This is a genomic window from Komagataeibacter sp. FNDCF1 (assembly GCF_021295335.1).
Classification (GTDB): Bacteria; Pseudomonadota; Alphaproteobacteria; order Acetobacterales; family Acetobacteraceae; genus Komagataeibacter.
Genome location: NZ_JAIWOT010000001.1, coordinates 39,604 through 62,500 on the forward strand (window position 1 = coordinate 39,604; position 22,897 = coordinate 62,500).

The 22,897-nt window shown below is 63.3% G+C and carries 24 protein-coding genes; 12 read left to right on the plus strand and 12 right to left on the minus strand.

From position 1 onward, the window contains the following. Positions 1-98 precede the first annotated feature (98 nt). The 10 genes from LDL32_RS00180 (at position 99) to mltG (ending at position 9,010) form a co-directional block, all read left to right on the plus strand. Positions 99-923: a ferritin-like domain-containing protein gene (locus LDL32_RS00180; protein ID WP_233063142.1), complete on the plus strand. Its 825-nt coding sequence runs from the start codon at positions 99-101 to the stop codon at positions 921-923. A 61-nt stretch (positions 924-984) separates the two neighbouring features. Then, on the plus strand, positions 985-1,602 hold the full coding sequence (locus LDL32_RS00185) for a Dabb family protein (RefSeq protein WP_370636725.1): 618 nt from the start codon (positions 985-987) through the stop codon (positions 1,600-1,602). A 37-nt stretch (positions 1,603-1,639) separates the two neighbouring features. After that, a complete protein-coding gene (locus LDL32_RS00190) occupies positions 1,640-2,398 on the plus strand; it encodes a glycine betaine ABC transporter substrate-binding protein (RefSeq protein ID WP_233063144.1) in 759 nt (252 codons plus the stop codon). 10 nt (positions 2,399-2,408) lie between these two features. Continuing rightward, positions 2,409-3,683, plus strand: a complete 1,275-nt coding sequence (locus LDL32_RS00195; protein ID WP_233063153.1) for a bifunctional 2-polyprenyl-6-hydroxyphenol methylase/3-demethylubiquinol 3-O-methyltransferase UbiG — start codon at positions 2,409-2,411, stop codon at positions 3,681-3,683. A 26-nt stretch (positions 3,684-3,709) separates the two neighbouring features. Next, a complete protein-coding gene (locus LDL32_RS00200) occupies positions 3,710-4,228 on the plus strand; it encodes a YdcF family protein (protein WP_233063155.1) in 519 nt (172 codons plus the stop codon). A 56-nt stretch (positions 4,229-4,284) separates the two neighbouring features. Beyond that, positions 4,285-5,271 (plus strand): ACP S-malonyltransferase, encoded by a 987-nt coding sequence (gene fabD / locus LDL32_RS00205; protein ID WP_255673747.1) that lies wholly within the window; start codon positions 4,285-4,287, stop codon positions 5,269-5,271. Positions 5,272-5,344: 73 nt separating this feature from the next. Next, the gene (gene fabG, locus LDL32_RS00210) at positions 5,345-6,100 is read left to right on the plus strand and encodes a 3-oxoacyl-[acyl-carrier-protein] reductase (protein ID WP_233063159.1); all 756 of its coding nucleotides are present in this window, start codon (positions 5,345-5,347) and stop codon (positions 6,098-6,100) included. 258 nt (positions 6,101-6,358) lie between these two features. Further along, positions 6,359-6,598 (plus strand): acyl carrier protein, encoded by a 240-nt coding sequence (locus LDL32_RS00215; protein ID WP_003618476.1) that lies wholly within the window; start codon positions 6,359-6,361, stop codon positions 6,596-6,598. Positions 6,599-6,667: 69 nt separating this feature from the next. Continuing rightward, positions 6,668-7,951: a beta-ketoacyl-ACP synthase II gene (gene fabF, locus LDL32_RS00220; protein WP_233063176.1), complete on the plus strand. Its 1,284-nt coding sequence runs from the start codon at positions 6,668-6,670 to the stop codon at positions 7,949-7,951. 60 nt (positions 7,952-8,011) lie between these two features. Then, positions 8,012-9,010, plus strand: a complete 999-nt coding sequence (mltG, locus tag LDL32_RS00225) for an endolytic transglycosylase MltG (protein WP_233063192.1) — start codon at positions 8,012-8,014, stop codon at positions 9,008-9,010. A gap of 17 nt (positions 9,011-9,027) precedes the next feature. Here the strand turns inward: mltG and LDL32_RS00230 are convergent, their stop codons facing one another. From LDL32_RS00230 to LDL32_RS00265, 8 genes are all read right to left on the minus strand, one after another. Further along, positions 9,028-9,801, minus strand: a complete 774-nt coding sequence (locus tag LDL32_RS00230) for a lipid-binding SYLF domain-containing protein (RefSeq protein ID WP_233068599.1) — start codon at positions 9,799-9,801, stop codon at positions 9,028-9,030. 180 nt (positions 9,802-9,981) lie between these two features. Continuing rightward, a complete protein-coding gene (locus tag LDL32_RS00235; RefSeq protein WP_233063194.1) occupies positions 9,982-10,770 on the minus strand; it encodes an inositol monophosphatase in 789 nt (262 codons plus the stop codon). 28 nt (positions 10,771-10,798) lie between these two features. Further along, positions 10,799-11,302: an MmcB family DNA repair protein gene (locus LDL32_RS00240; protein ID WP_233063203.1), complete on the minus strand. Its 504-nt coding sequence runs from the start codon at positions 11,300-11,302 to the stop codon at positions 10,799-10,801. Between the two features lie 19 nt (positions 11,303-11,321). Beyond that, a complete protein-coding gene (locus LDL32_RS00245) occupies positions 11,322-12,095 on the minus strand; it encodes a nucleotidyltransferase family protein (protein WP_233063205.1) in 774 nt (257 codons plus the stop codon). Further along, positions 12,092-12,874: a sterol desaturase family protein gene (locus tag LDL32_RS00250; protein ID WP_233063207.1), complete on the minus strand. Its 783-nt coding sequence runs from the start codon at positions 12,872-12,874 to the stop codon at positions 12,092-12,094. Before LDL32_RS00250 ends, LDL32_RS00245 begins: the two co-directional genes overlap by 4 nt. After that, a complete protein-coding gene (locus LDL32_RS00255; RefSeq protein ID WP_233063209.1) occupies positions 12,871-13,980 on the minus strand; it encodes an LptF/LptG family permease in 1,110 nt (369 codons plus the stop codon). Before LDL32_RS00255 ends, LDL32_RS00250 begins: the two co-directional genes overlap by 4 nt. Further along, positions 13,977-15,209, minus strand: a complete 1,233-nt coding sequence (locus tag LDL32_RS00260) for an LptF/LptG family permease (RefSeq protein ID WP_370636601.1) — start codon at positions 15,207-15,209, stop codon at positions 13,977-13,979. Before LDL32_RS00260 ends, LDL32_RS00255 begins: the two co-directional genes overlap by 4 nt. Beyond that, the gene (locus LDL32_RS00265; RefSeq protein WP_233063211.1) at positions 15,206-16,123 is read right to left on the minus strand and encodes a metallophosphoesterase; all 918 of its coding nucleotides are present in this window, start codon (positions 16,121-16,123) and stop codon (positions 15,206-15,208) included. The genes LDL32_RS00260 and LDL32_RS00265 overlap by 4 nt, the downstream gene beginning before the upstream one ends. 147 nt (positions 16,124-16,270) lie before the next feature. Between LDL32_RS00265 and LDL32_RS00270 the strand changes: the two genes are divergently transcribed. Together LDL32_RS00270 and LDL32_RS00275 are read left to right on the plus strand one after the other, a co-directional pair. Beyond that, positions 16,271-17,263, plus strand: coding sequence for an acylglycerol kinase family protein (locus LDL32_RS00270; RefSeq protein WP_255673749.1), 993 nt, complete (start codon positions 16,271-16,273; stop codon positions 17,261-17,263). Between the two features lie 7 nt (positions 17,264-17,270). After that, positions 17,271-18,245: a hypothetical protein gene (locus tag LDL32_RS00275; RefSeq protein WP_233063216.1), complete on the plus strand. Its 975-nt coding sequence runs from the start codon at positions 17,271-17,273 to the stop codon at positions 18,243-18,245. Here LDL32_RS00275 and spt read toward each other — a convergent pair. The 4 genes from spt to LDL32_RS00295 form a co-directional block, all read right to left on the minus strand. Continuing rightward, on the minus strand, positions 18,229-19,431 hold the full coding sequence (spt, locus tag LDL32_RS00280) for a serine palmitoyltransferase (protein ID WP_233063246.1): 1,203 nt from the start codon (positions 19,429-19,431) through the stop codon (positions 18,229-18,231). The two genes, LDL32_RS00275 and spt, sit on opposite strands and share 17 nt — an antisense overlap. A 6-nt stretch (positions 19,432-19,437) precedes the next feature. Continuing rightward, positions 19,438-19,689 (minus strand): acyl carrier protein, encoded by a 252-nt coding sequence (locus tag LDL32_RS00285; RefSeq protein ID WP_007400085.1) that lies wholly within the window; start codon positions 19,687-19,689, stop codon positions 19,438-19,440. A gap of 190 nt (positions 19,690-19,879) precedes the next feature. Further along, positions 19,880-21,619 carry a fatty acyl-AMP ligase gene (locus tag LDL32_RS00290; protein ID WP_233063255.1) on the minus strand — a complete coding sequence of 580 codons (1,740 nt, stop codon included), beginning with the start codon at positions 21,617-21,619 and terminating at the stop codon, positions 19,880-19,882. A 53-nt stretch (positions 21,620-21,672) separates the two neighbouring features. Further along, entirely contained in the window at positions 21,673-22,806 is a 1,134-nt protein-coding gene (locus LDL32_RS00295) for a sensor domain-containing protein (protein ID WP_233063257.1), read from the minus strand. Positions 22,807-22,897: the final 91 nt, after the last annotated feature.

Sequence of the window (22,897 nt, forward strand, 5' to 3'; positions counted from 1 at the left end):
CGTAAAGATGAAACATGTGTCATGTCCTCCCCATGCAATGGCACGCGTGGCGCGCCGTCATGGAGAAAACGCAGAAGAAACGCAGAAGACAGGTTGAGATGAAACACTGGCGCATTGAACAGATGAACTGGAAGGATTTCGACCCGCGACGGGTGGATCCCGACATTGTCCCGTTGGTCAAGGCCGCATCGGTGGTGGAACGTAACGGCCTTGATTATGCCCGGTACCTCAAGAACGTCTTTGCCGATGACCCTGACTTCCGCCAGGCGGCGGACAACTGGGCGCAGGAGGAAGTCCAGCATGGTGACGCGCTGGGCCGATGGGCCATGCTGGCCGATCCCACGTGGAACTACATGGAAGCCTTTGCCCGCTACCGGCAGTCCTACCGGCTGGAACTGGATGTGGATGCCTCCATCCGCGGTTCGCGCACCGGGGAACTGATCGCGCGCTGCATGGTGGAAACCGGCACGTCATCCTTCTACACCGCGCTGGGCGATGCGACGGACGAGCCGGTGCTTAAGGCGATATGCAGGCAGATCGCGGGGGATGAATACCGGCATTTCAAGCTGTTCTATGATCATATGAACCGCTACCTGCACCGCGAACGGCTGGGTGTATGGCAGCGCGCCCGCATAGCGCTGGGACGTGTGACGGAAAGCGAGGACGATGAACTCGCATCCGCCTACCACACCACCAACGATCCCGCTGGCCTGCCCTATGACCACGGGCGCTGCATCGCGGCCTACATGTCGCGTGCACTGCGCTTTTACAGGCCACGGCATGCGACAAGGGTGATGGGCATGATCCTCAAGACCATAGGCTGGACACCCCATGGCCGCCTGCATGCGCTGCTGGCGCGCGGGCTGTACCGGCTGCTCATGATGCGTCAGCGCAAATTCGCCCGCATCATGGCCGCGACATGACCCGCCCCTTATGAACACACGACAGGATTGAAGACACACGGCAATGATGGTTGTTCAGGACATGAAAACGTGGTGCACCCCCCTTCTGGCCGCAGGCTGCCTGTTGCTAGCCGGTGCCGCGCGGGCGGATGCCCCGGCCACTTCCGCCCCCACCACGGCGGATTCATCGCCTGAGACCCAGGTCAGTGACGCCACGCGCGCGGAGCGGCTGCTGGCATCACAGATCGGGCTGCGCACCTTTACCTCCGCCGGGTTCCATCCCGGCATGGTGCGCCATATCGTCATGTTCCGTTTCCTGCCCACCATTACCGACGCGCAGCGCGCCGAGGTAGTGCGACGCTTCATGGCGCTGGGACAGGTTTCGCGCCGCGAGGATGGTTCCCCCGTCATTTCCGCCATCGAGACCGGGGCGCAGATCAGTGGCGAAGGCGTTGATGAGGGGCTGCAGCAGGCCTTTCTCGTCACCTTCCGCTCCGAAGGGGACCGCAACTACTATGTCGGCCGCCCGGTGGTGACCGATCCCGCCTATTTTGACCCGGCGCATGAAGCATTCAAGAAATTCGCGGCCCCCTATATCGTATCGGTGGTCGTGTTTGACTATGCCCTTCCCACCACCCATCCCCAGCGTTCGGCGCCGGTCCGGACCGGCCGCGCGCAGGTTCCCCAGCAGCAGGGCTGACGGGCCGGATATCCCCATCAAGGAGTGACACCATATCATGACAACCGTGACCCTCGGGCATCTGGACAGCACCGTGCAGCAGGCGGGTGCCGCAGCGGTGGCGCGCGTGCTTGAAGCCTATGACCTTGAAATCGAATATGTCGTTGCCGCCCGTGCGGAGATGGTGGAGCACATGCGCCAGGGCGATGTGGACCTGTTCGTCTCGGCCTGGCTGCCTGATATCGATGCGGGCTTCATGGCGCCCGGACTGGGCATGGAGCCGTTCGGTCAGCTTTACCGCCCCGCCTTTGGCTGGTGCGTGCCCGAAGCCGCGGCCACCGGCATGACCTCCATTGCCGCACTGGCGGCGGAATCCTGCCCTGTCGGGCGTGAAATCGTGGCGCCCGCATCGGCCATAGACCTGGTGCGTCAGGTCGTGGCCGCCTATAACCTGACCGAAGCCGGATACACCATCGCCACCCGTCCGGATGAACAGGCCGCGGACCATGCGGCGCATGTGCTGGAAAACAGCCTGCCCGAGATCATTCCCGTCTGGCAGCCTTCCTTCGTGCATTACGGCCAGCGTGTGGTCCAGCTGGAAGACCCCAAGGGCGCCTGTGGACCCGAACAGGACGCCCGTATCCTGATCCGCTCCGCCATCCGTGCGGACATGGACCAGGACCTGCTGGATGAACTGGACGAACTGACGCTGGGCAACAAGGTCGTCAGCGCGCTTGACCATGCCATGCGCACCGAAGGCATGAGTGCCGAGGACGCGGCGGAAGCCTGGCAGCGCGGCAAGCTGCTGCCCCGCTGAGGCCTGTGCCATGACCATGCATGACGGTGACACGCCCCCCGGCCATGACGCGCGCGACGCCGGCCTGCGGGCCCAGTACGAGCATTACCCCTATCCCGCCCGCGACCCGCGGGAGGAAAAAAGCAGGCTGCTGATCGGCAGCCCCAGCCACCTGCGGGAAATCGACTACTGGGTATTTGGCGCCACCCGCCCGCAATCCACCCCGCTGCGGGTGCTGGTGGCCGGGTGCGGCACGGGCGATGGCGCGATCATGCTGGCCACCCACATGGCACGTGCGGGACGGGTGGGTGAGGTGCTGTGCCTTGACCGCTCTCCCGCCGCACTGGATACGGCCCGGGCCCGCGCGGCGGTGCGCGGGCTGGAAAACATGCGTTTCGTGCAGGGCGACCTGACCGATCTTGCCACGGTCGCGCCCGGCCCGTTCGACTACATCGACTGCTGCGGCGTGCTGCATCACCTGCCGGACCCCGATGCCGGGCTGGCGGCGCTGGAGGGCGTGCTGGCCCCCGGCGGGGGCATGGGGCTCATGGTTTATGCCCCTTACGGGCGCACCGGTGTGTACATGCTGCAGGACGCGCTGGAACGTCTGGCGCCGGTGGCGGATGCGCCCCGGCAGCGGCTGGACGTGGCGCGCCGGGTCATGCGCCACCTGCCCGCCACGGCATGGCTGCGGCAGAACACCAATTTTGGCGACCATCTGAGCGGTGGCGACGCGGGACTGTATGACCTGCTGCTCAACCCGCGGGACCGGGCGTATGACATCACCGCCTTCCATGCGCTGCTGGAGCGCGCGGGACTGGCTGCGGCCTGTCTTATGGAACCCGCCCGTTACGATCCCGCCCTGCTGCTGCCCGACCCGCGCCTGCGTGAACGTATCGCGGCCCTGCCCGAACGTGCGCGCCAGGCGGTGGCGGAGGATGTGGCGGGCAACATGGCGACCCATGTCGCCTATGTCCGCCGTGTAAGTGAACCGGTGGCGCGCGCGGATGCGCTGGCACCCGGCGCCGTGCCGGTCATGCGCGAGATTCCGGGTCTGGAACTGGCCCGCATGATGGGGCCGGACGATCGCCTGCCCTTTGCCTTTGGCACCCTGCAGGTTGCCATTTCGCTTCCGCCACAGGCGCGCGGCATCCTGCCGCTGATTGATGGCGAGCGCACGCTGGCCGATATCGCGGCGATAATGGAAACGCGCGGCCTGTCCGCCACACGTTTCGCCCGGGTGTGGGAACAGATGTTCACCACGCTGGAATCGCTCAACCGGGTGCTGCTGCGCGCACCACGCTGACGGGCATGGAACCGCCGGCCGTCCCCATGCTGCCAGTCGTCATATTCGGCGCGAAGCTGCGGCCCGACGGCACGGCAGGCCGCACGCTGCTGCACAGGGTGGAGGCGGCCTGCGCCTTTGGCCGCGCGCGGAAGCGGGTTGTCTATGTGCCCACCGGTGGTCCGTGCCCGCCTTCCGGCGTGACGGAGGGGCATGTGATGGCCCGCCTGCTCCATGATGCCGGTGTGGCGTCCGGGCATGTGCTGGTGGATGAGACAGCGCCGGACACGCTGGCGTCCGTCATCGCCTGCACGCGGCTTTTGCGTGCGGCGGGCCATATGGGGCCGGTGGCCGTGGCCTCCAGCGCCTATCACCTGCCACGCTGTATCGTGCTCATGCGGATGATGGGGTGGGACCGTGTGATCCGGGTGCCGCCACCGCCCGTGCCCGCCGCGCGGGGGTGGCGCAAACGCTGGTTCTGGCGCCTGCGCGAAGGGGCAGCCCTGCCATGGGACGTACTGCTGCTGGCCATATGGCGGCTGCGGGGCGGGCATGATGGTGATTGACACTGCCTGCCCAAGCCCGCATCACGCGGGTGATGCGAAAAACAACATGAGTGTGGATGGAAGTCATGCCTGTGCAAGCCTTTGTTTTTCCCGGTCAGGGAAGCCAGTCAGTGGGAATGGGCCGTGACCTGGCCGAAGCCTTCGCCCCCGCGCGCGAAGTGTTTCAGGAAGTCGATGATGCACTGGGCCAGCATCTCTCCACGCTCATGTTCGAAGGGCCGATGGAGGAACTGACCCGCACCGACAATGCCCAGCCTGCCCTGATGGCCGTCTCGCTTGCCGTGCTGCGGGTGCTGGAGCGCGAAGGTGGTGTTGATCTGAAGCGGGACGTGGCGCTGGTCGCGGGGCATTCGCTGGGGGAATATTCCGCCCTTGCCGCCGCCGGTGCGCTGGGTATTGCCCAGACCGCGCGCCTGCTGCGCCTGCGCGGTAATGCCATGCAGGAAGCCGTCCCCCCCGGAGAGGGCGGGATGGCGGCGCTGATCGGTGCGGACATGGACATGGCGCGCGCCGCCGGCCTGTGCGCCGAAGCCGCGACCTTTACCGATGACACCGGCAAAACCCGCACGGAGGTGCTGGAAGTCGCCAACGACAATGGTGGCGGCCAGGTGGTCGTGGCGGGGCAGATGGCGGCGATTGACCGCGTGATCGCCCTGGCCAGGGAGCAGGGTGTCAAGCGCGCGCTCAGGCTGCCGGTCTCGGCCCCCTTCCACTGCTCCATGATGGCACCGGCGGCGGCGGCGATGCGCGCGGCCCTGGCCGATACGGACATCGCGGCCCCCGTCGTGCCCGTGGTGGCGAATGTCACGGCGGCCAAGGTCACGGACCCTGCCGCCATCCGTGACCTGCTGGTCCGTCAGGTGACCGGCACCGTGCGCTGGCGCGAAAGTGTCGATGCCATGGTGGGCATGGGTGTCGACAGCTTTGTCGAGATCGGGGCGGGCAAGGTGCTGGCCGGGCTGGTGCGGCGCATAAACGGCGATGTGGCGACCCGTTCGGTCGGCACCCCCGCCGATATCGAGGCCTATCTGGCCGCACGCTGAAAAAACCACGCGCCCGTGGCACCGGACCCCGGGCGTGTCTGATTGATGGATACCAAAGGGGAACGGACAGGTCATGTTCAGGCTGGACGGAAAAGTCGCGCTGGTTACCGGCGCATCGGGTGGAATCGGGCGCGAGATTGCCCGCGCATTGCATGCGCAGGGGGCTGCTGTCGTGCTGTCCGGCACCCGCCAGGGCGTGCTGGATGACGTGGCGGCCGAAATCGGCGCGCAGGGCGGGGCGGAGCGGGTGCATGTCTGTGCCGCCGACCTGTCAGACCCGGCGGCGGCGGATGCGCTGGTGGCGGGCGCCGAGGAAAAGGCAGGTGCCCCGCTGGCCATTCTGGTCAACAACGCGGGCCTGACACGCGACACGCTTGCGATTCGCATGAAGGACGAGGACTGGAACCGCGTGCTGGACGTGGACCTTGCCGCCCCCTTCCGCCTGTGCCGTGCGGCACTGAAGGGCATGCTGCGGCGCCGGGCAGGGCGGATCGTCAGCATCGCCTCCGTCGTGGGGGTGACGGGCAATGCGGGACAGGCCAATTATGCCGCAGCCAAGGCCGGGATGATCGGCATGGGCAAGTCGCTGGCGCAGGAAGCAGGCAGCCGTGGGGTGACCGTGAACACGGTGGCCCCGGGCTTTGTCCAGACCGCGATGACCGACGTCCTGCCTGATGCGCAGAAGGAAAAGCTGGTGGGTGCCATTCCGCTTGGCCGCATGGGCCAGCCACAGGATATCGCTCCCGCCGTGGTCTATCTTGCCTCTGACGAGGCAGGCTGGATCACGGGGGCCACGATTCATGTCAATGGCGGCATGGCGATGCCCTGAGGGATGTGATATTCTGCTGGACAGCCGTGTTGCAGGTGACACAAAAAAGGGTCCTGACAGCCCGGGCTGTCCCTGAATTGCGGGGCATGCGGACAGGAAATGCAATCACTGCCTTGGCGATTGTACCAAAACCGTGCTAATCGCCCGCAGCTTCGTCCGAAGCGGGCCGGTACGCAACACCGGTTTGCAGGGACGTAACAGGATGACCACGTTTCGAACCGCCCGTTTCTTTCAGGGGCAGACAGGAAGCAGAGACAGATGAGCGAAATCGCTGATAAGGTTAAGAAGATCGTAGTCGAGCACCTCGGTGTGGACGAAAGCAAGGTCACCCCCGATGCATCGTTCATCGACGATCTGGGTGCGGACAGCCTCGACACGGTTGAGCTGGTCATGGCTTTCGAAGAAGCGTTCAGCGTCGAAATCCCCGAGGATGCGGCTGAAAAGATCACGACCGTGAAGGACGCGATCGACTACATCGAGAAGCAGAAGGCTGCCTGATCGGTTTTTTCCGGTCACGTTTTTACGAATTCAGTCAGGTATCGTTACTTTCAGGAGCAGGACGGGTTGATGCAGTCTACCGGATTGACGTCTGGACAGCGGCGCGTTGTCGTAACCGGTATGGGTATTGTCAGCCCGCTTGGACTGGGGGTTGAACGCAACTGGTCACGCCTGCTGGCCGGGGAAAACGGTTTTGGCCGTATTTCTGCGTTTGATGCGTCCGACCTGCCGGCACAGGTGGCGGGCGAAGTGCCCGCCGGCCCCACGGGAAGTGGCGGCCTGACCCTTTCGGACTGGGTGCCGGTCAAGGACCAGAAGAAGATGGACCGCTTCATCCATCTTGGCCTTGTCGCGGCAACCGAGGCGGTCGAGGATTCGGGCTGGAAGCCGGAATCGGAGGAAGACCGCTGCCGCACCGGCGTCATGATCGGTGCCGGCATCGGCGGCCTGCAGACCATCTACGAGGCATCGGTGACGGTAAAGGAAGGACGGGCCCGCAGGCTCTCGCCTTTCTTCATTCCGTCCGCCCTGATCAATCTGGTCTCGGGGCATGTCTCGATCAAATACGGATTCAAGGGACCGAACCATTCGGTCGTGACAGCGTGCGCCACCGGCGTACATGCCATCGGCGACGCCGCCCGCATGATCATGCTGGGCGATGCCGACGTGATGGTGGCCGGTGGGGCGGAAGCCGCCGTATGCCCGCTGGGCATTGCGGGCTTCTGCTCGGCCAAGGCGCTGTCCACCCATTTCAATGACACGCCGGAAAAGGCATCCCGCCCATGGGACCGCGATCGCGACGGTTTCGTGATGGGTGAGGGATCGGGCATTGTCGTGCTGGAAGAATACGAGCATGCCAAGGCCCGTGGCGCCAAGATCTATGCCGAAGTGATCGGCTATGGCATGTCCGGTGACGCGCATCACATCACCGCACCCGCACCGGGGCATGAAGGTGCTTTCCGCGCCATGCAGAATGCCGTGCGCAGCGCGGGCCTGACCACGGCAGACATCCAGTATGTCAACGCCCATGGCACATCCACCATGGCCGATGACCTGGAACTGGAAGCCGTGGAGCGCCTGTTTGGCGATGATGCGCGCAGGCTGGCCATGTCTTCCACCAAATCGGCCACGGGCCACCTGCTGGGGGCCGCCGGCGCCGTGGAAGCGATCTATTCCATCCTGGCCATTCGCGACAACGTCGCGCCCCCTACGCTCAACCTGGACAATCCATCTCGGGAAAGCGTGATTGACCGCGTGGCCCATACGGCACAGGAGCGGAAGATCGATACCATCCTGTCCAACAGCTTCGGCTTTGGCGGGACCAATGCCAGCGTGATCCTGCGCGGCGTATGAGACCGGGGCGCCTGCGGGCGCCCTTTCCATTTCCAGCAATATAATGGGTAAGGAGACGGTGTGCGCAGGATTCTGGCGGCATTGGGGCTGGTATTCCTTCTGCTGGTCCTGTCAGGTCTTGGCATCGGCTTCCTGGGCATAAGGCATTACGATGCACCCGGACCGCTGGCGGAACAGCGTGCGGTTGTCATCCCGCATGGGGGGACGGCGCAGGTGCTGGCCACGCTGCAGGATGCCGGCGTGCTGCAGCGCGACTGGTCCACGCAGCAGGTGTTCACGGCCGCAACGGCCCTGACGCGGGTGGACGGGGCCTTCCATGCGGCTGAACTGGTGTTTCCCGCGCATGGGTCCATCCATCAGGTACTGCTGGTGCTCCGGCACGGCAGGCCGGTCATACACAGGCTGACCATCCCCGAAGGCCTGTCCGCCATCCAGATTGCGGCCCTGCTGGAACAGGCACCCTACATGGATGGCAGTTTCCCGTTCCCTGCCGAAGGGTCGGTCATGCCGCTGACCTATGATTATGAATGGGGCATGTCACGCGCGCAGATGCTGGCCCGCATGCAGCATGCCATGGACCGCGCTCTTGATCACGCATGGGAAGGGCGCGAGACTGATCCTGCCATCATGGACCGCCATGCCCTGCTGGTACTGGCTTCCATGATCGAACGCGAGACGGGCAGCGCGGATGAACGCCCACTGGTGGCGCGCGTGTTCCTCAACCGGCTTCATCAGGGCATGCGGCTCCAGTCGGACCCGACGGTGGTCTATGGCCTGAACCACGGGGTGGGGCCATTGGGCCACGCCCTGTCCCATGCCGACCTGCTGCAGCCGACACCGTACAATACATATGTCATTACCGGCCTGCCGCCGGAGCCGATCTGTTCGCCGGGCATGGCATCGCTTGAGGCGGCTGCCCATCCGGCACAGGGGGGGGCGCTCTATTTTGTAGCCAATGGCCATGGTGGCCACGATTTCGCGGCCACGCTGGGGGACCATAACCGCAATGTCTCGGCTTTCCGGGCTGCAAGGCGGGGCCAGGTCCCTGCCGGAAAATAGGGGCCGCCCGCGCAGGTTTACTGCGGTGGCAGGCTCTGGCTGCTGACCGAACCCGATGGAGCCGTTGCCATGGGCTGCTGGGCAGCCGGGCTGGCTGTTGTGGTGTTCGTGGTGGTCTGTCCATTTTTGTCCGGTCGGCTCTGGGCGGTGCTGAGCACCTCGCTCAGGGCGGAACGCAGCGGGTCGGCGCCAGAGTTGTTGACGCGCATGGAGACGACGATGTCCTCCGGCCCGACGATCTGATTGTAATAGGCACGGTTGGCGGCGCTGTTTACCCGCATCTTGGAGCCACCCAGGGCGGCCCCGGCGAACAGCCCCTTGGATTTCTGCACGCCCTTGATGCTGGTATTATGCTCGCCTGCCGTTCCGCTTTCCAGCCCTGAACCGGATGAGGCAAACGACGTGCCTACATCCGCGCTCAGCTTGAACTGGCTGTCCAGCAGCGACTGCACGCCATCGTCCGTCATGACGAACAGCATGACCTCCACATCCTGCATGCCAAGCTGCAGCCCGAAATTGGCCGAGGACATGCGGTAGAACGCAGGATCGGACCATGAGCCATGGGCGTCGCGCGTCAGGAACACGCAGCCCCCGCCGCCGCCACCAAAGGCGATGGACATGCGGAAGACGGACGGGCAGACAATCACGCCGCGTGCCGCGGCAAGGTAACGGGTGACCTTGCTGTTCGCCGTGGCGGTGGAGAACATGTCCCTTACGGTCAGGGTGGCACGGTCCACCAGGCTCTGTTCTTCCTCCATGCTTGCTGCAAGGGCGGTATGGAGCGGCATCATCAGGGCCATGGTGGCAAGTGATGTCCTGATGAAATGAGATGTGCGCAAAACCGTGCTCCCTTTCCGATTCGTAACGGCAGATCCACCAAAACGGCCCGTGCCATGGAGTGGTCTGTTTTCATGGCCGAATCATGGCCCGGAAGGCAAGCCCATCGGGCCGGCTGCCGCCATATATTGCCGTTATTTAAGGGATACCCCGACCGCCTGCGAAAACGCATCGGCAATGCCGGGGGCGGCGGCAAGGATGCTGATGCCATCCGTCAGTCCACCATCGCGCAGGAAGGGGGAAACGCATGCGCCCGCTTCCTCCAGCAGTACCAGGGCGGCGGCGACATCCCACAGGTTGATGCGGATTTCCAGATAACCATCCTGCCGCCCGCAGGCGACCTCGGCCAGGGCGATCGCGCCCGAACCGCCCGAACGTGGCATGGCGCCAAGGTTCAGGATCGCATCGATCTTCTGCTGGAACACGCCGGGCGGCACGCGATTGCTCCATCCCATCTCGATCAGGGAGGATGCCGTATCGGTCACGGGTGAAGCCTTGATGCGCTGGCCGTTGAGAAAGGCGCCATGCCCACGCACCGCCGTATAGGTCTCGCCCAGGGCGGGCGCCTCGATAATGCCCGCGACAGGGGTATCCCCGTCCAGCAGGCCGAGTGAGACACACCAGCGGTTGCGGCCGCGTGCGTAGTTGGACGTACCATCAATGGGGTCCACCACCCAGCGCAGGGCGCCGGTGCGGGTGCGGCCTTCCTCCTCACCCTGAAAGCCATCTTCGGGGAACAGCGTGCCGATTCGCTCTGAAATGAAGGATTCCACCGCGCCATCAGCTTCCGTCAGCCAGTCCTGCGCGCTTTTCAGGGTGCCTTTGGGCCCACCGGGGGCGGGGCGCATCTTCATGGCAAGGGCGGCCGCGTCGCGCACGATGGAGCGCGCGGCCTCAAAACGGGTCAGGATGGCTTGGGTCATGGCAAAATCCTTTCAGCTATCGGGAATGTCATTCCACGCGCAGTGCCGTCTTTACCGCGCGGTCCAGTTGCGGCATTTCCGCCCGGCCCAGCCGTTCGGCGGCCTGCATGGCAAACTGCAGGGTAAGCCGCCGCCTGCGCGCGGGCGCCAGGGCCATGCGTGGCGGGTGGCGGATGATGGCGCAGTCCTGGCAGGTCGGCATGCCATCTGCCCCGTTGCCGGTCGCGGCAATGATCAGGCCGGTGGTATCGGGCAGCACGGCGTGGGGAAAATCCTGGTTGACCGCAAAATACATCTGGTCACACCACGGCAGGTAATCGGGCCATTTATGGTCGGCCCGGAAATCGGGCAGTCCGGACTTGATCTCGATGCAGATCAGATCACCTTTTGCGGTCAGCGCCATGATATCGGCACGCCTGCGGTCGGGCAGGGTGAATTCATGCAGGACCGCCCATCCATGCAGCCTGCATATCCGGCTTGCACCCGTGCGTATGGCCATCTGGATATGGGGGGCAGGCAGGGGGCAGGGCATCGGGAGATGGCGAATCGGATCAGGTGGCAGCGGCAGTGGAAAGCAGGTGGGTGACCAGTTCAAGATCGGCCGGCTTGTCCACGTCCACCGCTGCCCGGCCATCGGGTAGCGGGACCAGGGCCACGCGGGCGTGGGAAAGCTGGCCGATGCGGCGGCAGACATCCGCGCGCGTCAGGCGCCTGAAGACAAAGCGCAGCAGGATGCCGATACCCAGGATACGGGCCATTTTAAGCGGTTTCTTACGATCTGCCTCCAGCTTCTGCCACAGCCGGATCACCCCCCTGGCCGCGGGCGTGCGGAACAGGAACATGTTGCAGCCGGAAAATGCGCCATCGGCCAGCCGGATCATGGTGCGCTTCGTGCCCGGTACATCGCGCAGGATGGCCTGTTCCATGGCAATGCCCGCGGCGACATCGCACCCGCTTTCCTGCGCGGCCTGCACGAAGCGGCGCACCCAGCCCGGTTGCAGCAGGGCATGATCGGCGGTGGTGACCAGCAGTGGCGTGCCCAGCATGTCCAGCGCCTGCATCACGCTGGCGCTGGGACCGGCGGCCGGCGGGATGAAGGTCACGTCATCGGGTACGATGCCCGCCAGCACGTCCGGGCGCTCGATGCATATGGCGATCCTGCCGACTGTCTCCACCGACCGCAGCGCGGTGATGACCCGGCTGATCATGGGGGTGCCACAGACGGGCAGCAGCGCCTTGTGCGAAATGCCGGCGGCCTGCGCCATCGGGTCAACCCGGCCGGCCCTGCTCCCGGCCAGCACAAGGACATTCAGCCCTGTTTTCATGCCGCGTTACGTGTCGTGTTGGCGCCATCGGGGCGGTCGCGCGGGGGGGAGCCGGTCTCCTCCATCACCCACGGATACTGCTGGGCTTCCTTCACGTCGTAACCGAGGTTGAACACCGTCGGGCTGCGCGGGCAGCCGCGTGCGTCGCGGTAATAGCTGCGGAACAGGCGGTCGGCAACAAAGCTGGTGATGCCGTAATTGCCGTTTTCATTATGGAAATGATGCAGGACGTGACGCTGCTTCATGCGCTGGATCCAGCCCATGCGGGGCTTGTAGTTCAGGTGCTGGATGCAGTGGAAGAATTCATAGATGCAGGTGATGGTCAGCCCGGCGCCGAAGGCGGCCCCCGCCGCCGACATGCCGCCAATCGCGTAACCAATGGGAATGGTCACGATGGCAATGGTGGGAATGGTGTTCAGCGGTGAGCCGAACAGCACGTCAAGCAGGTGGGGGTCCTGATGGTGGTCGAAATGGATCCGCTTCCACAGCGATGCGCTCCATTTCATGCGGTACAGGAAGCGCCCGTGAAGAATGAAGCGGTGGATGGCATACCATACCAGCGGGTAGACCAGGATGACCGCCGCGATGCTGATCACCACCGGGGTCACGGCGGTACAGGTGCATGCCATCACGGCAAAGCTGCCCAGTGCCAGCGCGAAATACAGCAGGATGGTGGGATAGGTCAGGTAGGCAATCCAGAGCTGGGACAGGTTCATCTTGCCCAGATCAAAGCTTCGGCCCGTGCGGATTGAACTGTTCTTCAGGGTATTGGTAATCATCGCTCTTCGATCCTCAGTAGCACGGTGATGACGCCAAGGATGAAAATAAGGATCCCGACGAATATCGCCATAAGCGAGGGCAGCGTTCCCGCGTTTCCCAGTGCGCGCAGCAGCCCCTGGAATACGACAAACAGCAGGCCGGCGCCCAGGCACCATACCGGCAGCCAGCTGCGGATGCCAGCCCGTGGGGGGATATAGACCACAGGCACGGCCAGTAACAGCATTACCGTAAAGGTCACGGGTAACATGATGCGTCCCAGTATTTCCGTAAGGAAAAAGGACGGGGACTGGCTGGAGGGCAGGCTGCCATTCTGTTCGGCCAGCATCGTGCCGGTGGACTGGGTGAAACTTATGGTCAGCTGCGTGATGTAGCCCGGCGTCATCGTGTCGGGCCAGTCAAGCCGCACGCTCTGGCCGGGGGGGGTGTCAAGCAGGTCGATACGGGTGGGATTGACAACGCTGAGCATGCGTGAGGGCGTACCGTACCAGCGCCCATGCACGTAGCGTACCGTGTCCAGCGTGGTGACCTTCTTCAGCAGGTCCTGGTGGTCCCGGTGATAGATGGTCACATCCCTGAGGAAACTGCCCCCGCCCGCAAGGTGGTGGATGCTGATCAGGTCATGGCCCGAGCGGATCCAGTAATTGTGCCATTCGGCAATCATGCCCGGCGTGGTCGCGTTCCACCACTGGGCCAGCGCCTGCTCGCTGCGCGGGGTGATCTGGTCATTCACAAAGCCGCACAATATGCCCAGCACGATGGTCGATGGCAGGAACAGCTTGATCAGTCCCGGCGTGGACAGGCCCGCCGCGCGCATGATCGCGATCTCGTTGGACGTGGTCAGCTGCACCAGTGCCAGCAGGGCGCCAATCAGCACGGCAATCGGCATGGCGTTGCAGAACAGCAGCGGCAGGCGCATCACGGCGTAATACAGCACCCCGCTCATGCCCATGTGGCGGTGCATGATCTCCGTCACCTGCTCCAGCAGTGCCAGGATTTCCATGAGCGACACCACGATGATGGCGGTGGCGAACACCTTGCTCATCATCTCGCGCGTAAGATAGCCCAGCAGGACCGTGCCACTGGCCAGGCGCAGCCGCAGCTTCATGCCTGGTGTTCCATCATGTGGCGGGGCAGGCCATCGGCGGAAAGCTGGCGCGGGGGCATGGCCGGCCCCCGTGTCAGCAGGATGCGCAGGCCGCCGGCCTGCCGGATCAGCGCGCCAACGCAGATGAGGCTGAACACGAGGGTCGGCAGCCAGATCACCAGCAGCGGCGATATATGCATGTTGGCGACAAAACTCATGCCCATCTGCAGCGTATGGTCGAATCCGACCAGCGTTATGGCGGCAATGGCCAGGCCGGGGTTGTTTTTCTGCCGCTTGCGCACACCCGCCAGCGCGCAGGCCAGAATGGGGATGAAGGGAATGGCCGCCGTGCGCGCAAGACGGAAGTTCAGTTCGGCGATCATGTAAGAATGGCTGATGGCGGGATTGCCGTGCTTTATGCCGTAGTACAGTTCCGGCACCGTCAGTTCGCGCTCGGTTTCACCCCGCGTGCGGTAGGCCTCGGTGTCCAGCTTGCTTTTTGACGTGATCATGCGCGTGGTCCGGCTGAAGCCGGTAATGCTGGGCGCCTTGTCCAGGCTGTCGGTCACGATGGTGCCGTTGACCAGATCGAGGCGCACTTCCGAACCATCCGCCGGGTTGAAGATGTATCCCTTCTCCGCCGAGATGAAGCGGACATGCGCCTTGTCCGTCCCGTCACGGATGAAGACATTCCACATGCGCGAACCGGCATGGTCGACGTTTTCCGCCGTCAGCACGATATCGTCCGATATGGCGAACATCTTGGACTGCAGATGGGGCGTCCAGCCTGCGTGGCTGGCAAAATAGAATGCCGAGCGGTAATCGTAGCGGGCATAGGGCTGTATGAACCCGTAAAGCGAAAAGGCCAGGAAGCCGAATACCGCACCCGTCACCACAAAGGGCTGGCAGATGCGGAAGATCGAGACCCCGCTTGCCATCAGCGCATCGATCTCGTGGTTGGCGCTCATGCGGCGGATGACGGAAAACACGCTTACGCACATCGCCGCCGGCAGCGCCAGGCCAAGGTAATGGGGGATCAGGTCACTGAGCAGCGCGAAGAAGGTTTTCATCGAACTGCCATTGGCGGCCAGCAGGTTGAACAGGACCAGCAGCCGTTCCAGCAGCAGTGCCGCCATGACAACGCCCAGCGCGATTGAAAACGGCGGCACGACCTGGCGCAGCAGGTAGCGGTCCATGGTGCCTGGAGCAGCCCTCTCCCATATCCGGTGCAGAAACGACGTGCGGTTCATGGGGGCGTGCTTATACCGGGAAAGGTGCGGGAAGATGGAAGCGGTTCAAAAATGGTTTCCTGACTGGTACCGGCCTGCGCATCATCAGGGAAGAAACGTCTTGTAACACCCAGTGCATAACCTGTCTCGCACGCGCTGACCGTAATACGATTCCACCCCGCCGCGCGCAGTGGATCACGCGACCGCGCCGAAGCCGAGGCTATCCCCAGTACCGGCACGGCCCCCCGTGGCCCCGGGAGGGAGGACACGGTAGAGGTATGGATATGCCCGTGCAGTACCATCTCCGCCCCTTCGCGCGCAATACAGGTGGCAAAATTATCCGGATCGGTAAGCGCCTTGCGGGTAATGGCAAGCCCGGGTACCGGCGGGTGATGGATCATGACGATCCGGCACAGCCCCTGGCGGCCGGTTTCGTGCAGCAGCGCGCGTAGCCTTGCCGCCTGCCGCGCGCCCATGGTGCCGGTGGCCCGGAACCAGGGTGTCGGCACCGCCGAACTGACCCCGATCAGGGCGACAGGCCCCACACGGCGCACGAAGGGAAAGGGGAGGCGACCCATCCATGGCTGCCACAACCCGACGGTCCGCTGCCAGTTATCATGCACAAGGGTGTCATGATTGCCGGGTATGACTGTACATGGTGCGGGCATCTGTTCCAGCCAGCGCAGCGCGTTGCGGCATTCCCCCGGCAGGCCCATGTTGGTCAGGTCGCCCGTCAGCGCGATCATGCTGACATGACTGGCGGCAATATCCGCCATGACGCGGGCCAGAACCTCGGGGCGGTGCACGAAACGGCGGTGCCGCCGCCATGACAGGTAGCTGAACATGCGCTTGTTAAGGCGTTCCGCAAGGCGGGGAGGCGTCATTTCCGTAGGGAGATGGGGGTCCGACAGATGTGCAATGGTGATGGGATTCACGCTCGCCTCTTTCCTTGCATCATGCCCGCGCGTATGGACACGGACATCTGTTGTGCCAGACCGCACGGGGGCGGACGCCATCTTTTCGTGCCTTGCAATAGGAGGCAGATGGTTGCTTATGGCCTGTAAGTCAAATTTCAGACAGGGATGGAATCATCAGTGACCGGATGTTTTGCGCTTGTTTATAACCCGCGCAGCCGGCGGAACATGGGCGATACGAGTGGATATGCTCAGGCCGCCCGTGACCTGCTGGGAAACAATTTCATTGATCCGGCTGACCGTTCCCGTCTGGATGCCCACATCGCGGCACTGGCCGCACGTGGCATGGACTGCATTGTCATTGACGGTGGCGATGGCACGGTCAGTGATGTGCTGAGCGCCATACACCGCCATTATGCGCCTGAACGCCTGCCAGCGGTTGCCGTGCTGCCTTCGGGTAATACCAATCTCATTGCAGGGGATGTCGGGTTTGGGCTGCGTGGTACCCCCGCACTGGAGCGGCTGCGGCAGCTTGCGGCAGCCGGCCGGTTGCGGCGCAGCGTGCGCAGGCGGTGCGGGCTGGTGGTGCAGTGGCCAGACAGCGAGAACCGGCTTCCTGTCGTTGGCATGTTTCACGGGGCGGCAGCCTTCACGCGTGGGATCGAGCTGGCCCACCAGCCAGCGATCCTGAACAATTATTCGCATGAGATGGCGGTGATCGTTTCCTTCCTGTCATCCGTGGGCCGGCTGCTGACGCGCCGTTCCCGGCAGGAATGGATGCAGGGCGACCCGATGACGGTTCTGGCAGGGGACAAGACACGGCTGGAAGGGAACTGCTTCCTGTTCCTTTCCACCACGCTCCAGCGTCTGCCCTATCGTATCTGGCCGTTCTGGACAGCACGCGGCGTGCGTGACGCGCCCATCAATTTCCTGCATGTGGGGGGGCATCCCTCCCGTCTGGCGGCGGCGGCGTGGGCGCTGCTGCGCGGGCGGCAGCCAGCCTGGCTGCGGCAGGACCGTGACTATCACAGCGGGTGCGAGACGCGGATTGAAATGGCGCTGCAATCGGACTTCGTTCTGGATGGGGAGGTCTTCTCCCCCGGTGCATCAGGGCGGATCGTGCTCTCCGCCACGGCTCCCATCGACTTCATCCATGCCTGAAGGAGCGATGACCATGTCCCAGCCCGGCCCGACCGACCGTGTTGCCGCAGCAGGCCGGATCGCCCATCTGCTTGCCGATGAACTGGTCCAGCCGGTCGCGCCGTTCGTCACGGCATTCGTCACGCGGCTTGTCGGCCGGGCGCGGCCTCTGGGTGTGATCTTCTACGGTTCGGTCCTGCGCGCGCCAGATCCCGATGGCATCCTGGATTTCTACGTGATTGTCGAACATCTGGAAGACTGGGCATCGGGCCATCTGGCGCGTGAAGCCAACCGGATCCTGCCGCCCAATGTCGAATATCACGAAATTCCGGTGGAAGGCCGTATCATCCATGCCAAGGTTGCGATCCTGTCCATGGCGCAGTTCCGGCGCATGACAGGGCGCGCGACGCTTGATACCACGGTCTGGGCGCGTTTCTGCCAGCCCGTACGGCTGGTATGGGTGCGCGGGCCGGAAGCGGCGGATGCCATTCTGGCCTGTATCATCCGTGCGGTCGCGCAGGCGGGCCGCTGGGCTGCCGCACTGGGGCCGGAATCCGGCACGGCGGATGATTTCTGGCTGGCCCTGTTCGCCCACACCTATGGCGCGGAACTGCGCGTGGAGAACGGACGCAGGCCCAGGACCCTGCTTGACGGGCGTGAACAGCGCTACAGGGACCTGCTGCCCGACATCTGGCTTGCCGATGGCCTGCCCTTCGGTCGCAACGGGGCCGTGCTGTCACCCCGCCTTACGCCCCGCCTGCGGCACACCATGCGCGAAGGCTGGTGGCTGCGCGGGCGGCTGGGGCGCGTGCTGAATGTGAGCAGGCTGGTCAAGGGCGCATTCACGTTTGAAGGGGGCGCGCGCTATATCGCCTGGAAAATACAGCGCCATTCCGGCATTGAACTGCCTTTGGGGCCATTTTCCGAACGACACCCGCTGATCTGCCTGCCGTATCTCCTGTGGAAGCTGCGGCAGGCAGGATTCTTCAGGCGGCGCGGCTGATCCCCATCTCATTCGCGACGGTGGCGAATATTTCCACCGCCCTGTCGACCTGCTCCGGTGTATGCGTTGCCATGACGGAGGTACGCAGCAGGGGATGCTGGTCAGGCGTTGCGGGCGGCAGGCTGAGATTGACATAAACCCCAAGGTCAAGCAGCCGGTTCCAGAATGCCACCGCCATGGGAACTTCATCCAGAATGACGGAGACAACCGGGCTGGCCTGCGGTCCGGTGCGCAGGCCGGCGGCCTGAAGGCCCGCATGCAGTCTGCGTGCGTTGTCCATCAGGCGCACGCGCAGTTCCGGGTGTTTCTCCAGTTCATCCAGCGCCGCCATGGTCGCGGCAATCACTTCCGGCGGCAGGGAGGCGGTGAACATGTAGGGACGCGAACACAGGCGGATCAGGTCCAGCCCCGCATGGTTGGACACACAGTAGCCGCCAACGGTGCCAAGGCTCTTGGAAAAGGTGCCGACCACAAAGTCCACATCATCTTCCACGCCATCGGCTTCCGCCACGCCACGGCCATACTCGCCCATCACGCCCACCGAATGGGCTTCATCGGCCAGCAGCCAGGCCCCGGTCTCGCGCTTGACGGCAGCGAATTCCGCCATGGGCACCACATCGCCCATCATGGAATAGATGCCTTCCACGACCACCAGCTTCGCCCCCGGCGTGCCGTCCAGGCGGCGCAGGCGCTTGTGCAGGTCATCGGCGTCATTATGGCGGAAACGGATGACTTGCGCATGGCCAAGACGGCTGCCATCATAGATGCTGGCATGGCTGTCCGCATCAAGCAGAAGATAGTCATCCTTGCCCGCCAGCGCCGAAATCGTGCCGAGATTGGCCTGGTAGCCAGTGGAAAACACCATGCAGTGCTGACGGCGGAAGAACGCGCACAGCCGTTCCTCCAACTGCCGGTGCAGTCCCTGCGTGCCATTGGCGATGCGCGAACCCGTGGTGCCCACGCCATAGGCCCTGGCTGCCTGCACCGCGGCATCGATTGCCGCCGGGGACTGGCTCAGGCCAAGATAGTTGTTGGTGCCGAACAGCAGCGTCTCGCGCCCTTCGATCACCCCGACCGTGGATGAGACCGGTTTTTCGATCACCACGTTGAAGGGGTTGCGCCCGCCGCCAGCGGTCACGCTTGCCAGAGCGGTGGCCAGGCCTTCGTATTTGGAGAAAATTGACATGATGCGTCAGGATGCCTGCTTGAGGGAGACGATGCAGGCAGCCAGATCATCAATGGTGCGGATATCAGCCAGCCGGTCAAGCGGCACGGAAACGTCGAGCGTATCCTCGATTTCCATGACAAAATTCATGACGGCCAGTGAATCAAAGGCCAGATCTTCCACGATCTTGCTGCTGCCATTGATATCACGGGGAACCTTGGGGTTCGCCAGCAGCGTCTTCACGATCAGCGCGGAGACACTCGCTACCGTTTCACTCATTCCTACATCCTTATGGCATGTCCTGCCTGCCATGGGCAGGGGATCAGCATGAATGGCCTGCCCCCGGTCATCCAATGGACCGGGGCGGGGACTGTACATGTCCCCTGATCGGAAGTCTTATGGGCGAAAAACAGGTTTTTGACCAGTCCTGCTTTGCGCGTGTGGCGCGCGGCCCGATGTTGCCGTGCTGTCAGACAACCGAAACGGATGACGTTTCCAGCGGCTGGAAAGCACCTGAAAGCAGCATGGCCTTGGCCCGCGCCCGCGTCAGTTTGCCCGATGATGTCTGGGGCAGGGTATGGGGGGGGACCAGAATGATGGACACATCCACCCCGTGCTGCCGCCGGAACAGGTTCGCGGCCTCGGTCTTCAGCGTTTCCCGTGCTTCGGGGGAAGAGGCGCGGCACTGAACAAGGGCCACGATCTTTTCGCCTTCGTTCTCATCGACCGAGAATACGGCCACGTCCCGGCTGCGCAGGGTGCTGATTTCCGTTTCGGCGGACCATTCCAGGTCCTGCGGCCAGATATTGCGGCCGTTAATGATGATCAGGTCCTTGGCGCGCCCGGTCACGACAACCTGCCCGTCCAGCATGTAACCCAGATCCCCGGTATTGAGCCAGCCATCCGCATCCACCACGCGAGCGGTTTCCTGCGGGCGGCGGAAATAACCCTGCATCAGGCTTGGCCCCCGCACGAACACGGTGCCGACTTTGCGGTCAGTCAGCACGCGGCCGTTGCTGTCGCGGACTTCAAGCTCGTGGCGGGGCAGCACTTCACCACAGATGACAAACGTGCGCAGTGCGCGTGCGGGGTCGTTGGAGGGAACCGCCTCGCCACGCGTTTCAAGGGTGCGCAGGTCGATCGTATCGGTACGGATGCCCGAGCCAAGCGGCGCGAAGCTTATGGCAAGGGTCGCCTCGGCCATGCCGTAGCTTGCGGTAAAGGCCCGGCTGTCAAAGCCGGCGGAGGCAAAGCGCTGTGCGAAATCTTCGAGGATATGATAGCGGATCATGTCCCCGCCAATACCCGCGACCCGCCAGGACGAGAGATCCAGTTCGATCGATGTGGCGCGCCGGGCACACAGTTCGTAGCCAAAGGACGGGCTGTACGAAATCGTGCCGCGGTTGCGGCTGATCAGGTCCAGCCATACATGGGGGCGCCGTGCGAATTCACGCGTGGGCAGCATGTCCACGCTCAGTTGGCACGTCATGGGGGTCAGGAAGAACCCTACGAGTCCCATGTCATGATAGAGCGGCAGCCAGGAGACGCAGCGGTCTCCCGTCTCGCGTACTTTCAACCCGTTCAGGGCGATGGCATGGGCATTGGCCATGCCGGAGCGCTGCGTGACGGCGATGCCCATCGGGAACCGTGTGCTGCCGGAGGAGAACTGCAGGTAAGACAGGTCATCCGGCCGGACGGTGGGCAGGCTGTCAACGGTAACCGGTGTTTCAAGCAGCCGGGCGGGCGTGCCAGAGAATTTCAGCTCAAGCCCATCCGTGATTTCATCTGTCCAGCCGGCAATGATGTCGGCAATGACCACGGCGGACGCCGCGGCACCCGCGATCATGCCCCGCAACGTTGCGACATAGCCTTCACGCCCGCCAAAGGCCACGGGCAGGGGCAGGGGAGCCGGTACCAGGCCGGCATACTGGCAGCCGAAGAAGATACGGGCGAAATCACCATCACTTTCGGCCACGATCGCCACCCGGTCCCCGGGTTCAAGGCCAAGGGAGAGAAGGCGTCTGCCTGTCTCGATCGCCTGCTCGCGCAATGTGCTGTACGGCAGCGCCTCAAGCAGGACACCCTTGCCCGAGTATATGTTGAAACCGCTCTTGCCCTGGGCGGCATAATCCAGTGCTGCCGGGAACGTCGGAAAATTGCCGTAACGACGGGGCAGACCAGAATCGGAGGGGGTCGGGAGGCTTATCATTTCCGGTAATGTGACTTCCACAGACGTAACTTGAAACGGCGAATGGGCGGTGTTCAACCAATTACCCTCAAAAAGTCAATGATCGATTTCGCGCCTTTGGCTGCCGTATCCTGCGGTGCCGCAAACCCGAAGGTCTCCCATATATACTCTTTTTGTCGATCAAGGAAATTTGCATGCGTCAGGAAAGCACTGTCAAGGGCCATACCCAGGTTGTCCACGCCTTCCATTACTTCGCCCAGCGTCCAGCTCTGGTAATTGGGGTCCCCCTGCCAGTGCGTTCCGTGTGCGTTAAGGAACAGGCAGGGTCTGGGTTTTATAAGGAACTCACTGACCTGGCTGCTGACATCGCCAAGGTAGAGATCAGACCCCAGGGTATAGGTCATATCCACGCTTCTGTCGCTGCCCAGGTCAATGATCATGTGGGGCAGGTTGGTAAAAGATGCCAGCATTTTCATGCCTTTGGCGCGGTTGGTATCAAACAGCCGGTAATGCGGGGCAAAGATCAGGTTGTACTGTGTCTGCCTGGCAAAATACGTCAGGATATCAATCCCGAACCGCGACCATGAGGAAAGGTTCTGGCTGAAATGCGGATTGTAAAGAATGGTCGGTCGGCCGTTTGAGAACAGTGGTGCGTTACTGGCATGTATCCGTCTAACCATGTCGAATTTCGCATATATGCCGGATGTATAACGTCCGTGACGCAAGGCGCCGCTTTGGAGCAGTCGCGCCTCGACCTTATGGCCGGCCATAAGGATATAGTCGAATTTGCAGGCATCCCGTGCAAATCCTATGGCCCTGTCCCCCGCACCATGACGGGTCCAGACAAGCCGCGGATGCCTGACGCCCAGCCTGCGCAGGAAGAGGGATGTACGCTCGGGAACCACGATGGCCTGAAATCTGTTGAAATAATTTCTGTTCAGAAAAAGCAGGGCGATCTTGCTTACAGGGGTGGGGCCATGGCGCTGGATATGGCGACGGAGCCAGTCCGGCATCTTCAGGATATCAAAAACAACACGTGCGTCAGGATAGAATTCCGACAGGCTCCGGATACGGGAATCGCGCTCGGCGGTCAGGCTTGCAATATGAATCGTCAGTTCGGGATAAAGTCGGGCCATTTCCAGCGCGATCGGTAGCGAATGGAATTCCTGATGCGGCTGGGCAAGGTAAGGGAACAGGATATGGGGCACGTAGATAATAAACCTGACATAAAGCCTACAGAAGCGGAGGCCGCGACCGCAGCCTAGCTCGAATGATTTTATGTAATGAACGAATTAAAAG

Bases quoted from the DNA above. Each gene is read 5' to 3' on its own strand.
- LDL32_RS00180 (WP_233063142.1), top strand. From the start codon at position 99: ATGAAACACTGGCGCATTGAACAGATGAACTGGAAGGATTTCGACCCG.
- LDL32_RS00185 (WP_370636725.1), top strand. From the start codon at position 985: ATGAAAACGTGGTGCACCCCCCTTCTGGCCGCAGGCTGCCTGTTGCTA.
- LDL32_RS00190 (WP_233063144.1), top strand. From the start codon at position 1,640: ATGACAACCGTGACCCTCGGGCATCTGGACAGCACCGTGCAGCAGGCG.
- LDL32_RS00195 (WP_233063153.1), top strand. From the start codon at position 2,409: ATGACCATGCATGACGGTGACACGCCCCCCGGCCATGACGCGCGCGAC.
- LDL32_RS00200 (WP_233063155.1), top strand. From the start codon at position 3,710: ATGCTGCCAGTCGTCATATTCGGCGCGAAGCTGCGGCCCGACGGCACG.
- fabD (WP_255673747.1), top strand. From the start codon at position 4,285: ATGGAAGTCATGCCTGTGCAAGCCTTTGTTTTTCCCGGTCAGGGAAGC.
- fabG (WP_233063159.1), top strand. From the start codon at position 5,345: ATGTTCAGGCTGGACGGAAAAGTCGCGCTGGTTACCGGCGCATCGGGT.
- LDL32_RS00215 (WP_003618476.1), top strand. From the start codon at position 6,359: ATGAGCGAAATCGCTGATAAGGTTAAGAAGATCGTAGTCGAGCACCTC.
- fabF (WP_233063176.1), top strand. From the start codon at position 6,668: ATGCAGTCTACCGGATTGACGTCTGGACAGCGGCGCGTTGTCGTAACC.
- LDL32_RS00230 (WP_233068599.1), bottom strand. From the start codon at position 9,801: ATGATGCCGCTCCATACCGCCCTTGCAGCAAGCATGGAGGAAGAACAG.
- LDL32_RS00235 (WP_233063194.1), bottom strand. From the start codon at position 10,770: ATGACCCAAGCCATCCTGACCCGTTTTGAGGCCGCGCGCTCCATCGTG.
- LDL32_RS00240 (WP_233063203.1), bottom strand. From the start codon at position 11,302: ATGCCCTGCCCCCTGCCTGCCCCCCATATCCAGATGGCCATACGCACG.
- LDL32_RS00245 (WP_233063205.1), bottom strand. From the start codon at position 12,095: ATGAAAACAGGGCTGAATGTCCTTGTGCTGGCCGGGAGCAGGGCCGGC.
- LDL32_RS00250 (WP_233063207.1), bottom strand. From the start codon at position 12,874: ATGATTACCAATACCCTGAAGAACAGTTCAATCCGCACGGGCCGAAGC.
- LDL32_RS00255 (WP_233063209.1), bottom strand. From the start codon at position 13,980: ATGAAGCTGCGGCTGCGCCTGGCCAGTGGCACGGTCCTGCTGGGCTAT.
- LDL32_RS00260 (WP_370636601.1), bottom strand. From the start codon at position 15,209: ATGAACCGCACGTCGTTTCTGCACCGGATATGGGAGAGGGCTGCTCCA.
- LDL32_RS00270 (WP_255673749.1), top strand. From the start codon at position 16,271: ATGGAATCATCAGTGACCGGATGTTTTGCGCTTGTTTATAACCCGCGC.
- LDL32_RS00275 (WP_233063216.1), top strand. From the start codon at position 17,271: ATGACCATGTCCCAGCCCGGCCCGACCGACCGTGTTGCCGCAGCAGGC.
- spt (WP_233063246.1), bottom strand. From the start codon at position 19,431: ATGTCAATTTTCTCCAAATACGAAGGCCTGGCCACCGCTCTGGCAAGC.
- LDL32_RS00285 (WP_007400085.1), bottom strand. From the start codon at position 19,689: ATGAGTGAAACGGTAGCGAGTGTCTCCGCGCTGATCGTGAAGACGCTG.
- LDL32_RS00290 (WP_233063255.1), bottom strand. From the start codon at position 21,619: ATGATAAGCCTCCCGACCCCCTCCGATTCTGGTCTGCCCCGTCGTTAC.